This window comes from Ruegeria sp. CE12, assembly GCF_056537525.1.
Map to the genome: position 1 here is coordinate 367,096 of NZ_JBQFRS010000002.1, position 13,933 is coordinate 381,028.

The window sequence follows — 13,933 nt, forward strand, 5'->3', positions numbered from 1 at the left end:
ACGATCTCGGGAAAACTTGAGGCCATGAGCAGGATTTTCTATGTTCTCGCGCTGTTATGGGCGCTGACCGGCAATGCGCTTGCGCAGGATTTCAGTGCGCTTGCCCGGGTTATTCCCGATCAAAGCCAGATCACGGACAATGGCGCTTCGGGTGTTCGTCTGCGTATTGGTCTGACCCAGGGGGTGCCATATCGCGTTTTCACGTTGCAGGATCCGTACCGGATGGTGCTGGATTTTCAGGAGGTCGACTGGACTGGCCTTGACCGCAAGGCGTTTCTGAAAAGCAACCGGATCACCGGTGTACAGTTTGGGGCGTACGTCCCTGGTTGGTCCCGCCTTGTGATGGAACTTGGTGCGCCGCTGGCTGTGGATACGGCTGATATGCGCGTTGACGCAGCAACGGGGGCAGCGCTGCTGACGCTCAATCTGCGTGGAACCGACTTTGATACATTCGCGGAAGGTGCTGGTGCCCCACGCAACCCCGGCTGGGATTTGCCCGAGCCCGCGATCACGGAAGAGGCTGAACCTCGCAAGGGTGATCAGCCTCTGCGCGTCATGTTGGACCCCGGACATGGTGGACTTGATCCGGGTGCCGAAGTGTCCGGAACCGATGAAAAAACGCTGATGCTGACCTTTGCGCGTGAACTGCGCGAGCTGTTGCTGCGGGCTGGCGGGTACGAGGTGGTCATGACCCGTGTTGATGATCAGTTTGTCTCGTTGGAACGACGCATTGCGCTGGCGCATCGGGCGGGGGCGCATGTGTTTATCTCGCTGCATGCAGATTCGCTGTCCGAAGGGCAGGCCCATGGCGCGGCAGTCTATACATTGTCCGAAGATGCATCGGACGTTGCCAGCCTGAAACTGGCAGAGCGCCATGATCGGGGCGACCTGATTTCAGGCATCGACCTCAGTGGGTCGGATGATCAGGTCGCAGACGTGTTGCTGGACATGGCGCGGCAGGAAACGAAACCGCGCACAGGCGCGCTGGCACGGGCGATTGCCAACGGGATGGCACAGCAGGGCGGCCCGATGAATCGTCGCCCGATCCGCACCGCTTCGTTCTCTGTCCTAAAGGCAGCTGATATCCCTTCGGTTCTGGTAGAGCTTGGGTTTCTGTCCAGCCCCAGAGATTTGAAAAACATCAGGAATCCTGAATGGCGCGCATCGATGGCGCAAGGCATTTACAAAGGGCTTGAGAAGTGGCGGCAAGAAGACGTGATCAAACGGTCACTGATTGGACAGTGACCTGACGACGCAAACTGGCTAGAATGCGCCAAGGTGTTTTGACCCTTGGGCTGAGCGTCACTATATAGACGGCACCGCGAATAAAAGGCAGCAACGTGATCCGGTTCATTCTTTCGATTTTCGGGGCGATTTTCAGCCTCGTGACTTTGGGTATTTTTATGGCCGCGCTGGTTGTTGGTGCGGTCTTCTGGATGTATGGGCGCGATCTGCCCAGCCATGAATCCCTTGCACAATACAAGCCGCCGACCATCAGCCGAATCTACTCGGGCAAAGGCCAGCTGATCGACGAATTCGCGCAGGAGCGCCGACTGTTCACTCCGTCCGAAGAAATTCCCGACTTGGTGAAGCAGGCGTTCATCTCGGCCGAAGACAAGAACTTTTACACCCACCAGGGCTATGATCCGCGCGGTATCGTTGCTGCCGGGGTTGAGGCGGTGAAGTCCAAGGGTGAAAACGTTCGCGGTGCTTCGACCATCACGCAGCAGGTGATGAAGAACTTTCTGCTGTCAGGTGACCGCCGCGCAGAACGCAAGATCAAGGAAATTATCCTCGCCACCCGGCTTGAGGATACGCTCGACAAGGAACAGATCCTCGAACTCTACATGAACGAGATCTTTCTTGGTCAGAACTCCTACGGCGTGACCGCTGCTGCACAGACCTATTTCAACAAGACGCTGCAGGAACTGGCGCCACATGAGGCTGCAATGCTTGCCGCCATGCCCAAAGCGCCTTCGGATTATCACCCTGTCCGCCAGAAAGAGCGTCTGCTGGCTCGCCGCAACTACGTGCTGCGTGAAATGCAACAAAACGGCTATATCGATCAGGCAACGTATGAGACCGAAGTGGAGATGCCGTTGCGTTCCGTTCAGAACGGGGATTTCGAAAGCTTCCGTACTGCTTTGCCACCTCGCGACTACTTCACCGATGAAATTCGTCGCCAGCTGAGCGAGGACTTTGGTGAGGGAGAGTTCTTTACCGGCGGCTTTACGGTTCGCGCTTCGGTGGATGAAGAAATGCAGGTCGAAGCGGCCCGCGCGCTGCGGGAAGCCCTACAGAAATATGACCGTTCCCGCGGCAAATGGCGCGGCACGGGTGAGGTGATCGCAGAAGAAAAGCTGGGTGATGAGGCGCAGTGGCGCGAAGCCCTGGCGATTCTTGAGATTCCGCGCGACGTTGTGCTGCCGACGCAGTGGTATCCCGCTGTTGTTATGGATGTCGCTGACCAGCAATTGACTGTTGGTATCGAAGATGGCCCTGCCAACGGTGTTATTCCGCGTTCAGACATCAAATGGATGCAGGGCGATTTCGCAGCCAATTTCAAACGCGGCGACGTCATTCTGGTGGTTGCTGGCGAGGAAGGTCAGTGGTCTGCACGTCAGGTGCCTGAAGTGCAGGGCGCGTTTATGGCGATGGACGTGAATTCGGGCCGCGTATTGTCGATGCAGGGCGGCTTTTCGTATCAGGACACGGTCTTCAACCGCGCGACACAGGCGCAGCGACAGCCGGGTTCAAGCTTTAAGCCCTTCGTCTACGCCGCAGCTTTGGACAGTGGCTACAGCCCGGCCACTATCGTTGTGGACGCCCCGATTGAGGTGAACACCCCTCAGGGGCTGTGGCGTCCCAAGAACTCGACAAATAAGTTCTACGGCCCGACACCACTGCGTACAGGGATCGAGATGTCCCGGAACCTGATGACCATTCGTCTCGCGCAAGAGGTCACGATGCCGGTTGTCGCCGGGTACGCCGAACGGTTTGGTGTCTATGACCGGATGGGCGCATTTTTGGCCAACTCATTGGGGGCCGAAGAAACCACGCTTTACAAAATGGTTGCAGCTTATGCGATGTTTGCCAATGGTGGTGAACGCGTAGAACCCACGCTGGTTGACCGTATTCAGGACCGGTTCGGCAAAACCATCTATCGCCACGACGACCGTCAATGTCTGGATTGCAACTCCAGCTGGTTAGAACCGGATGAGTCACCAACCATCGTCACCGACCGTGAACAGGTCATGGATGCGGTTACGGCCTATCAGCTGACGTCCATGATGAAAGGTGTGGTGGATCGTGGAACGGCATCCCGCGTTGTGAATCTGCCGGTGCCGACAGCTGGCAAAACCGGTACGACCAACGAATCCAAAGATGCATGGTTCATTGGCTTTACGTCGAACATCGTTGCAGGCTGCTACATTGGCTATGACCGTCCGCGTCCAATGGGGCGGGGGGCCTATGGTGGTACTCTCTGCGGTCCGGTTTTCCAGAGCTTTATGGAAAAAGCAGTCGAGAAATACGGTGGTGGTCCGTTCGAAGTGCCTCCGGGTGGGCATTTCATCAAGATCGACCGGTTCAGCGGCGCACGCCTGCCGGATAACGCCTCAGGCGATTACGTCGTTGCCGAGTATTTCCGTGACGGCGTCGATGGCTTTATCGATCGTATCTATGACGGTGGTTTTGCCATGGGATCCGACTTGCCTCTGTTCGAAGAAGCCAGCTCGGGTCGTCAGGTAACCACGTCGACGGGTAACACCATCACAGTAGGACCAAACGCAAGCCAGGGTGATCTGCAGGGGGGCGGGCTTTACTAAGCCGCCGCTTGCAAGAACAGGCGTAACAGGTCTGCTTCTATGTCTTCCGAAACCTGTTGGTGCGAACGCCAGTAGATTGACAATGCACATTTTGCGGCTGCCCATTTGGCAAGGCGTTCGGGCGTAATCGCCATCGCCTCTGAATATAGCTGTAGGCATTTCGCGATCTGTACGGAATCTCGCACAAGATCCGGCATCCCTTTGGGATGTCGCAAGGCGTTGGCAAGCTCGAACGCGGGATCGCCGAGATAACCCTTGGCATCGATCACCTTTGGACCAGCCTTGGTCAGTATGACATTGTCGGTGTGCAGATCGCCATGCAGCGGAACCAGTGTCTGCTGACTATCCAGTAGTTCTCTGGCCAATGCTGCAGACTGCTGCATGTCGCTCGTTAGGTTAGGGTCACAAGTGTCTGTAAATTCACAGCGAAATAGAGGGGCGAAAACATCGTTTAGTGTTCTGAGACCGGAAATCTCCACCGGGGGCGAGCAATGCAGATCTGATGCAGCTTCAGCCAATAAATTCACAGCAGTTTCTGGGTCACCGTCGCGCGCCACATCCCCCAGTGACGGACCATCCAACCACTCCATCAGAACTGCGTTGTTCGCCTCTTCAAGTATTCGAACCGCACCGCGATCCTGCCAAGCAGACAAAAGCCGCGACCCCGGGCCTTCGTTGCCGCGATCTGACCGGCGATACACCTTGAGCGCCGCAACCGCGTCAGCCGTTTCAACCTTCCAGATTCGCGCATGGCCGGTATCTGCCACCATTGAAAGGATGGTCAGGCCCCATCGGTCCAACAACTTGTCCGGTGTATCCTTCATTCGCATCTCACTTGTCTTGTGGTGGCACGCACCTCTTGCTATCACGCAGGCCTGATTGAGCAAGTTGGGACCAGACCATGCGCGCCGAAACCCAGAACATCGTGGCGGAAATCCAAAAGTCGCTGGAGCTGCTGGAGCAGCGTATGGACTATGAGACCGCGCCGCACCGGTTGGAAGAATTCAACGCGCGTGTTGAGGACCCCAACCTTTGGGACAACCCCGAGAACGCGCAAAAACTGATGCGCGAGCGTCAGATGCTGGTCGATGCGATCGAGACATACGAGACGATCAAAACCGATTTGAACGACAATATCGAACTTATTGAACTCGGTGAGATGGAAGAGGACGAGGAGGTCGTCCAGGACGCCGAGGAAGCGATCAAGAAACTTGGGGCAAAAGCTGCCAAGAAAGAGCTCGAAGCACTGCTGGACGGTGAGGCCGACGGAAATGATACCTTCCTCGAGATCAACTCGGGCGCGGGTGGAACCGAAAGCTGCGACTGGGCCTCGATGCTGGCGCGCATGTACGTGCGGTGGGCTGAGAAAAAGGGATACACGGTCGAGCTGCAGTCAGAGACCGCGGGGGAAGAGGCCGGTATTAAGTCTGCGGCGTACAAGATCTCAGGACATAACGCATATGGCTGGCTGAAATCGGAAAGCGGCGTGCATCGCCTCGTGCGTATTTCTCCCTTTGACTCGGCGGCGAAACGGCACACATCCTTCAGCTCGGTCTGGGTCTATCCCGTGGTCGATGACAATATCGAAATCGAAGTGAACCCGGCTGATATCCGGGTTGATACGTATCGTTCGTCGGGCGCTGGTGGTCAGCACGTTAACACAACCGACTCGGCCGTGCGGATCACGCACATTCCCACGGGTATCGTGGTTACAAGCTCGGAAAAATCGCAGCACCAGAACCGCGATATTGCGATGAAAGCCCTGAAATCCCGCCTTTATCAGCAGGAACTTGATCGCCGGAACGCTGAAATCAATGCGGCGCACGAGGCCAAAGGTGACGCAGGATGGGGCAACCAAATTCGGTCATACGTTCTGCAGCCCTATCAAATGGTCAAAGACCTGCGGACAAATTTCGAAACGTCCGACACCAAGGGCGTTCTGGACGGCGATCTTGACGGGTTCATGGCAGCTACGCTGGCTCTGAACGTTGCGGGCAAAAGCCGATCCGAGGCGCAGGGCGAAGATTGACGAGAGGCGTCGGGGCAGCATGTTCATGACGCTTCTTAAAGGGCACTGGCAGCTGATCCTGATCACGGTGCTGGTGTTCGTGTTTTGGAACACGTTTGTTATTCTGCCGCTCAAAATTCTGGTGGTGTTTCTGCATGAGCTATCCCATGGCATTGCAGGCATCCTGACAGGCGGTTCCATTGAGCGTATTTCATTGTCGATCCATCAGGGTGGCTATGCCCTAATCCGAGGTGGCAACCCGTTCCTCATCCTGACGGCAGGTTATCTTGGGTCTTTGCTGCTGGGGATGTTGTTGTTGACAGTTGCTTTGCGTTCTCATGCAGACCGGTTCGTGTTGGGTTTGTTTGGTGGTGTGATGCTGTTGGTGACGCTGCTTTACATCCGCGATCCGTTTCCAATGGCGTTCTGTGCAGGTGTCGGGCTGGCGATGCTGGCAATGGCCCGATTTCTTGAACGTAAGGCCTGTGATATGGTTCTGCGGATCATCGGGCTCACCAGCATGATTTACGTACCATACGACATTTTCGATGACACGATCCGTCGTCCGGGGGTTCGGTCTGATGCCTATATGCTGGCAGAACAGTTTGGTGGAACCACAATGATGTGGGGCGGGCTGTGGCTGTTGATCAGTGTTGTCGCGATCTATTTTTGTCTGAAGAACCTGCTTGGCCGGGAAAGCAATCTCAGGTTCGATCTCAAGATTCGATAGCGGTCTCTGTCGAACAGGAAAAGATACATCTAAACAGTGGCTTTAAATGATCCAAGCGCGTCGCTAGGCTGCCCGCGAGCAGCCAAAGGACACCTACCCATGGATCTGACCAAGGCATCTGCCAAGGACCTTCTGAGCGATCTGTCTGATCGTCGCCTGTCAGCTACAGAATTGATGCGCAGCACTCTGGACCGGATCGCGCAGGTCAACGGTCAGGTCAACGCCATCGTCGCATTGCGGGATGAGGATGATTTGATGTCCGAAGCGCAGGCGGCGGATGATGGGCCGAACCGCGGTGCCCTGCACGGCTTACCCATTGCAATCAAGGATCTGGTGAATGTGGCGGGTATTCCTTCGACGCAAGGATCACCGATCTACAAGGACCACGTTCCCAAATCCGATGATCTGATCGCCAAGCGGTTGCGCGATGCAGGGGCAATCCTGATTGGCAAGACCAACACGCCAGAGTTTGGCTTGGGCTCACACACCTTCAACCCGGTCTACGGTGCGACCAGCAATCCTTATAACCCTTCGCGCACCTGCGGAGGTTCATCCGGGGGTGCTGCTGTGGCACTGGCTACAGGCATGGTCGCGCTGGCGGATGGGTCTGACATGATGGGTAGCCTTCGCAACCCGGCAGCTTGGAACAACGTTTACGGGTTCCGCCCAACATGGGGCCGCGTCCCGTCGGAACCGGTAGGGGACGGGTATCTGCATCAGTTGTCTACCCTCGGTCCCATGGCGCGTAGTCCGGAAGATATAGGCATTCTGCTTGATGTTATTTCCGGTCCCGACGCGCGACATCCGCTAGCTGGGCAAAGCGATCCCGTTTCACCCGTTCAGGTCGCTGATCTCAGAGGGATGCGAATTGGTTGGCTCGGTGACTGGGGTGGGGCATTTCCCACGGAGCAGGGTATTCTCGATCTTGGTGCGGACGCTCTTAACGTCTTCGAAGAACTCGGAGCTGCGGTTGAGGTCGTGCCCCCTCCATTCGACGCGGATAAGATCTGGGAGAGCTGGATTACACTGAGATCATGGAGCGTTGCCACCGGGTTGGAACCACTAATCGCTCAAAAGGCCGCTCTGAAGGATACGGCGCAATGGGAACTTAATCGGGGACTGTCGTTCAGCGCAATGGATATTCATCGTGCAAGCGTGCTCCGAACTGACTGGTTCCGTCGCTCTGTTGACTTGTTTGCAGATTATGATGCGCTGGTTCTGCCCGCTGCGCAGGTTTGGCCGTTTGAGATCGAACAGCCGTACCCGACTGAGATTGGCGGCGTTTCGATGGACACCTACCATCGATGGATGCAGGTGGTAACGCCGGTCAGCCTGTTGGGGCTGCCGTGCCTGTCTATTCCCGCCGGGTTTGGTTCTGCAGGTTTGCCAATGGGCCTGCAGTTATTTGGCCCGAAGAACGCAGATGCAAAGCTGATTTCGATTGGTGCAGCTTACCATCAGGCGACTGAATGGCCGCAGAAGCGACCAGCAATGTGATGCAAGAATAAGAGCAGAGGAGAGACAGATCATGGATAGGCCCTTTGGTGTTCCCAAGATGAAACCTGTCACGACCGAAATGCTACGCGAGTCGCTGAGATGCGCATGGCAGGATTTTCGGCGGGCACCTGTCTTTGGCCTTCTTTTTGCAGGGTTTTATGTCCTGGCGGGCTGGCTGATGACGTGGGTAACTCTCCAGACCGGGACAACGTATTGGCTGGTTCTGGCAGCTATCGGCTTTCCGCTGATCGGTCCTTTCGCAGCTGTCGGGCTTTACGAAGTTTCACACCGCTTGGAACAGGGCGAACCATTGAGCTTCGGAGCGATTTTCGGCGTGGTCATCCAGCAGAGCCGCCGTCAGCTTCCGTCGATCTGCGCGATTATCGTGGTGATGTTCCTGTTCTGGTTCTTTCTTGGCCACATGATCTTTGCGCTTTTCATGGGGCTTGCCACGATGACCAATGTATCATCTTCGCTTGAGGTTTTTCTGACGCCAAATGGTCTGACGATGCTGGCCGTCGGCTCGGCCGTCGGTGCGGTGTTTGCGATACTTCTTTACATGCTGACGGTGCTGTCGATCCCCATGTTGCTGGATCGCGAGCTGGATTTCGTGACTGCCATGATCTCAAGCTATGCCTATGTCAGCACCAATAAGAGGATCATGTTCGGCTGGGGTGTCTTTATTGCGATCCTGACATTTGTGGCCATGGTGCCGTGGTTTTTAGGGCTGTTGATCGTGCTGCCATTGTTAGGTCACGCCAGTTGGCATCTTTATCGTCAGATCACAGAAGGCAGCCGTGATGTGCCTGACGCGGAAGCTGGAGTAACGACCTGAGAACAGGCGCTACCTCGCTGCGCGGTCGCCAGCCGCGCGGCGCTAGGCCCTACCAGAGGCGAGTTTCTTAAATAGTGCGGTTGGGCCGTGCCTAGCCTTGCGGCACGTCTCGACCCATTTTGATCAACCGATCCCGCAGTTGCTCGACGCTTGGCAAACCTGCTTCCAAAGCATGCACATAGGCATGGGTCAGGAAGAAACCGGCAGCATCATCGTCGGTCGCTGCGTCGGCTGCTTCTTCGTAAAGTGCTGAGATCGACTTAGTGTCGCCTGCTGCGTGGGCTTGCAGCAGGCGTGTGTTCAGATTGGTCATTCCGCTGCCAGATCGGTCCGGTGCGCCTCAAGCCGCAACGCGACCCAGTCATGAAACAGATGCGTCGGACCATCCATGGCGGGCGAGAAATGACCGCCATCGAAACCCGGTGCCGCACGGCCGCGCTGCATACCCTCGACTACAAATACATCTTCTTCGAACACGACTTTCCACTGTTCGGTGTTTCGCGCACGAAGGTCTTTGTCAGTATCGGGCGTGGCGTAGAACAGATGTATATGCTCCGAGGTCTTGTCCTGTGCCTCAGGCCTTAGGATAATCGCAAAGGCATGATCTCTGTGAACGCCCAACAGCACGTTGGGAAAGACCGCGATGTATTCCGCTGCCTTGTCCCATTTGTCGCTCAACCCCTCGAAATCGGCAAACACATCTCCATTGTCGCCCTTCAATTGTCGGTAAACGAGCGTGCCCTGGCCCGAATACAGGCCGGTCTCTTCGATATTGTAGTGATCTTCCAGTCGGGAGTAGCTGTTCAGGCCCGGGTGAATCCAAGGCAAGTGATAGCTTTCGCAATAGTTCTCGACCGCCAGCTTCCAGTTGCAATTCACGTCCAGCCGGAACGCGCTGTCTGCACCCCCGTGATACAAGGGTTTCTCGAACTCAGACCAACGTTCGATCAGCTTGGCGTTGGCGTCTTCGAATTCGGGCGCTGTACCAGAGACATTGATCCAGACAATCTCGCGCCAGATGTGACTGCGCACCTCGATAAGGCCCAGTTCAGAGCGTTTTACATTTTCATGCGCATTCTGCCCGGGCCCGCCGACATGCGGCGTTGCGACCAGCCGACCCTCGGTCGAGTAACACCAGCTGTGATAGGGGCAGCGGATGGCCCCTTCGATTTTACGAGGCTCCTCGACCAGTATCATGCCACGGTGCCGGCATATGTTCTGGAAAACGCGGACAACACCAGAACGATCGCGAAGCAGCAGCAATGGAATACCCATAAATTCCAAGGGTACTGCATCTCCCGGTTCGGGGACGTCTGCTGTTACGGCCAGGCCTGACCAGCCCTCCTGTAGCAGGGCCTGACTCTCTTCTGCGTGCAACGCAGGGTCGGTGTAGTGGCCGTTCGGCAATCCAAGAGCGTTTGCTATGGGCTTGCGAACTGCCGACAAATCGGTGGGTGTGCTGGCCATGTGGGTCTCCTCAATACTCTGCCAGCCTATGCACGAAGGGAGCTCGGTCGCTAATATTTCTGCGACCTCAGCTTTTCTCACAACGACACTCATGAGTGTTTATTGAGAAAATCAAACGCTGAGCATTTTAAGACTTTTCTTAATCAACCGGGGTTGGACGCCATTCTGGCGACTGCCAATGCGGCAGGGAAATCTCGACCCAAGTGGCGAAATTCAACATTCCGGGCAGCCGCCAATTCTACGGCTGTTTCAGATAGATCGGCAACAAAACCCAACCATCGATCCTCTGGTTCATCGGATGACTTTGACAGCAGGAACATGCGGCAGTCAGCGGCGCCATAGCGAGAGGCCAGAGCGTAGAGCTTGGGGCCTGCACAGGCGACGAAGCCACGTATTTCACGATCTCCGGGCAGTAGGGCGGGGCCTTTTGCTCGGGATAGATAGCTGCGCAAAAGAGTGCACTGTTGAACGCGGTACGCGTAATACAGGCTGTGGATCGCGGCTTCGGATTCAGACTGGGCGGTTTCAACAGCGTGATAAAACCCGTTCGGAAACTCTGCTTCTGTCAAGGCGGTAGGTCCGGAACCCAGAAACTGTGCCAAAGCTGCTCCGGCGGAGTATCCCCGGGGTGTCGATATTTCGTCCAGAGGTTTGAGCAGGATGCGGGCATCGACGTTAAAGAACCGACAGATCCGGTCCAGTACATCCGGACGCGGAAAGCTCTCACCAGCCAGATATCGATTGAACTGCGTACGGTTTATCCCGAGCTGGCGGCAGAGTTCCGAGACAGAAGGGTATCTGTTTGCAAGCCGCCTCAGATTTGCGCCGAACATTTTGCGCAATTCTTCTGGGCTTCGGGTGTCTTTGATCATGTATGTCTCAGGTTTTTACCGCCATTTAAGGGAAAACAGGACCGATGCGGTCCCGAAGGCCGCATTTCAGTCAAAAATCGTAAAGATGACCCCAGCGAACACGCCAAACGACGCATTGCGCGCCCGAAGCTAACGTGCCGGGCAGTAAAGGCAATAGGCTTTATGTTATTTTGCATGATCTTTTTCATGCGCTCAGTCAATTATGACTGATAGAGACCGGTGCAGTTTCGCCTGTCCGGGTGCCTGCTGTTTATAAGCAGGCCAACCCCGGTCCAAATTGCAGATTTCAGACCGGGGCAGTTGGTCGTTTAGTCTCCGCGCAAAAGCGCGGCAACGCCAGTTCTGGCAACTTCGGCCAGACCTAGCGGGCGCATCAGATCGGCAAAAGCGTCGATCTTGTCCGGCGCGCCGGTGATTTCAAAGATGAAAGAGTTGAGCGTACTGTCCACTACGTTGGCGCGAAAGATATCGGCCAGACGTAGTGCTTCGACCCTTTTGTCTCCTTCACCCACTACTTTTATGATGGCAAGCTCGCGCTCAACCGAGGGGCCTTCGACAGTCAGGTCATGCACATCATGAACCGGAACGATACGTCCCAGCTGCGCCTTGATCTGCTCGATCACCTGCGGCGTACCCGTGGTGACAATCGTGATACGGCTGAGATGGCCTGTATGATCCACCTCGGCCACAGTCAGGCTTTCGATGTTGTAACCTCGGCCCGAGAACAGACCGATCACCCGCGCCAAGACGCCGGGTTCGTTTTCAACGAGAACGGCGATCGTGTGGCGTTCTTGCACGTCCGAAAAGGTGGGCCGTAGGTTGTAGGCGGAATGGCGAGTAGAGCCTTTTTTGATATGTAGGGCAGACATTTACGTCCCTTTCATCATCTTGCGAAAGCCGGACGCCGAACGCCCGGTAAATTCCGACGAATGTTGTTAAACCAGAACCGAACCTTTGGAGTCGATCACGCCCTGCGTCTCGGCTTCGCCCAGCAGCATTTCGTTATGCGCCTTGCCCGACGGGATCATGGGGAAGCAGTTTTCGTGCTTTTCAACCAGACAGTCAAAGATCACCGGACCGTCATAGTTGATCATCTCCATGATCGCGTCATCCAGATCGGCGGGGTCGCTGACCATGATACCTTTGGCACCGAACGCTTCGGCGAGTTTGACGAAATCAGGCAGGGCCTCGGACCAGGAATGCGAATACCGCTCGCCGTGCAGCAGTTCCTGCCACTGACGCACCATGCCCAGACGTTCGTTGTTCAAGATGAACTGTTTCACCGGCAGACGGTATTGTACTGCGGTGCCCATCTCCTGCATGTTCATCAGCCAAGATGCTTCACCGGCCACGTTGATGACCAGCGCTTCAGGATGAGCCATCTGAACGCCGATGGAGGCAGGGAAGCCATACCCCATGGTGCCGAGGCCGCCCGACGTCATCCAACGGTTCGGATCTTCAAAGCCCAGGTATTGCGCTGCCCACATCTGGTGCTGACCAACTTCGGTCGTGATGTAGCGATCATGCTTTTTCGTCAGTTCCTCAAGCCTTTGCAGCGCGTATTGCGGCTTGATCGACTTTTTGTTCTCCGAATAGGCGAGGCAGTTGATCTTGCGCCAGTCTGCGATCTGACTTTGCCACTGTTTGACATTTGCAGCGTCTGTCTTGCGTCCGCGCGCTTTCCAAACCTTCAGGATATCTTCCAGAACATGGGCAACGTCGCCAACAATCGGGATGTCCACCCGGATCACCTTGTTGATCGATGACGGGTCGATGTCGATATGCGCCTTTTTCGAGTTCGGCGAGAATGCATCGATGCGTCCGGTGATCCGGTCATCGAACCGCGCGCCGATATTGATCATCAGATCACAGTCATGCATCGCCATGTTGGCCTCGTAGAGGCCGTGCATACCCAGCATTCCCAACCAGTTTTCACCCGACGCAGGATAAGCACCCAGCCCCATCAGGGTCGATGTAATTGGGAACCCAGTCGCATCCACCAGTTCGCGCAGCAACTGGCTTGCGGCGGGACCCGAGTTGATAACCCCACCGCCCGTGTAAAACACTGGCTTTTTGGCGGTTTCAATAGCGGCAACAAGCTCGGTGATCTCTTCCAGATCGCCTTTCAATGCTGGCTGATAATGCGAAGTCGACGGTTTTGGTGGCGTGTATTCACCGCTGGCGAACTGCACATCCTTGGGGATGTCGATCAGAACCGGGCCGGGGCGGCCAGCGGTTGCGACATGAAATGCTTCATGCAGCGTAGATGCCAGGGAATCCGTATCCTTCACCAGCCAGTTGTGCTTGGTGCAGGGGCGGGTAATGCCAACTGTGTCAGCCTCCTGAAATGCATCAGAGCCGATCATAAAAGTCGGCACCTGGCCGGTCAGAACCACGATCGGGATCGAATCCAGCAACGCATCCGTCAGGCCGGTCACCGCGTTGGTGGCACCGGGGCCGGATGTAACAAGCGCAACGCCGGGCTTTCCGGTCGAGCGGGCATAACCTTCGGCGGCGTGGATAGCGCCTTGCTCGTGCCGCACCAGAATGTGGCGAATGTCGTTCTGCAGAAAAATCTCATCATAGATCGGTAGCACGGCGCCGCCGGGGTATCCGAATACTGTGTCCACGCCCTGATCCTTGAGGGCTTGAACAACCATCTTTGCGCCGGTCATCTCACGTGTCATCTGCTTTGCT

Annotated in this window: 12 protein-coding genes; 6 read left to right on the plus strand and 6 right to left on the minus strand. The window is 56.0% G+C overall.

What is annotated here, in order from left to right:
* Nucleotides 1-24 precede the first annotated feature (24 nt).
* The gene (locus ACR0IO_RS06620; protein WP_480740269.1) at nt 25-1,245 is read left to right on the plus strand and encodes an N-acetylmuramoyl-L-alanine amidase; all 1,221 of its coding nucleotides are present in this window, start codon (nt 25-27) and stop codon (nt 1,243-1,245) included.
* A gap of 95 nt (nt 1,246-1,340) precedes the next feature.
* Nucleotides 1,341-3,827, plus strand: coding sequence for a penicillin-binding protein 1A (locus tag ACR0IO_RS06625; RefSeq protein WP_170330885.1), 2,487 nt, complete (start codon nt 1,341-1,343; stop codon nt 3,825-3,827).
* Here the strand turns inward: ACR0IO_RS06625 and ACR0IO_RS06630 are convergent.
* A complete protein-coding gene (locus ACR0IO_RS06630) occupies nt 3,824-4,651 on the minus strand; it encodes an aminoglycoside phosphotransferase family protein (RefSeq protein ID WP_480740272.1) in 828 nt (275 codons plus the stop codon). The genes ACR0IO_RS06625 and ACR0IO_RS06630 overlap by 4 nt on opposite strands.
* Nucleotides 4,652-4,728: 77 nt before the next feature.
* Between ACR0IO_RS06630 and prfB the strand changes: the two genes are divergently transcribed.
* The 4 genes from prfB (at nt 4,729) to ACR0IO_RS06650 (ending at nt 8,897) form a co-directional block, all read left to right on the plus strand.
* Entirely contained in the window at nt 4,729-5,856 is a 1,128-nt protein-coding gene (prfB, locus tag ACR0IO_RS06635) for a peptide chain release factor 2 (protein WP_155150955.1), read from the plus strand.
* A 25-nt stretch (nt 5,857-5,881) separates the two neighbouring features.
* Nucleotides 5,882-6,565: a M50 family metallopeptidase gene (locus ACR0IO_RS06640; protein ID WP_480740274.1), complete on the plus strand. Its 684-nt coding sequence runs from the start codon at nt 5,882-5,884 to the stop codon at nt 6,563-6,565.
* Nucleotides 6,566-6,664: 99 nt separating this feature from the next.
* Complete coding sequence (locus ACR0IO_RS06645) at nt 6,665-8,062, plus strand: amidase (RefSeq protein ID WP_480740276.1); 1,398 nt, start codon at nt 6,665-6,667, stop codon at nt 8,060-8,062.
* A gap of 31 nt (nt 8,063-8,093) precedes the next feature.
* Complete coding sequence (locus ACR0IO_RS06650) at nt 8,094-8,897, plus strand: DUF2189 domain-containing protein (protein ID WP_480740278.1); 804 nt, start codon at nt 8,094-8,096, stop codon at nt 8,895-8,897.
* Nucleotides 8,898-8,988: 91 nt separating this feature from the next.
* Here ACR0IO_RS06650 and ACR0IO_RS06655 read toward each other — a convergent pair whose 3' ends face one another.
* From ACR0IO_RS06655 to ACR0IO_RS06675, 5 genes are all read right to left on the minus strand, one after another.
* Nucleotides 8,989-9,210: a hypothetical protein gene (locus tag ACR0IO_RS06655; protein ID WP_155150943.1), complete on the minus strand. Its 222-nt coding sequence runs from the start codon at nt 9,208-9,210 to the stop codon at nt 8,989-8,991.
* Nucleotides 9,207-10,364: an aromatic ring-hydroxylating oxygenase subunit alpha gene (locus ACR0IO_RS06660; protein WP_155150940.1), complete on the minus strand. Its 1,158-nt coding sequence runs from the start codon at nt 10,362-10,364 to the stop codon at nt 9,207-9,209. The genes ACR0IO_RS06655 and ACR0IO_RS06660 overlap by 4 nt, the downstream gene beginning before the upstream one ends.
* A 143-nt stretch (nt 10,365-10,507) precedes the next feature.
* Complete coding sequence (locus ACR0IO_RS06665; RefSeq protein WP_155150938.1) at nt 10,508-11,236, minus strand: helix-turn-helix domain-containing protein; 729 nt, start codon at nt 11,234-11,236, stop codon at nt 10,508-10,510.
* Between the two features lie 308 nt (nt 11,237-11,544).
* Nucleotides 11,545-12,105, minus strand: coding sequence for an acetolactate synthase small subunit (gene ilvN / locus ACR0IO_RS06670; RefSeq protein ID WP_155150935.1), 561 nt, complete (start codon nt 12,103-12,105; stop codon nt 11,545-11,547).
* A gap of 66 nt (nt 12,106-12,171) precedes the next feature.
* A complete protein-coding gene (locus ACR0IO_RS06675) occupies nt 12,172-13,923 on the minus strand; it encodes an acetolactate synthase 3 large subunit (RefSeq protein ID WP_170330871.1) in 1,752 nt (583 codons plus the stop codon).
* Between the last annotated feature and the right edge of the window lie 10 nt (nt 13,924-13,933).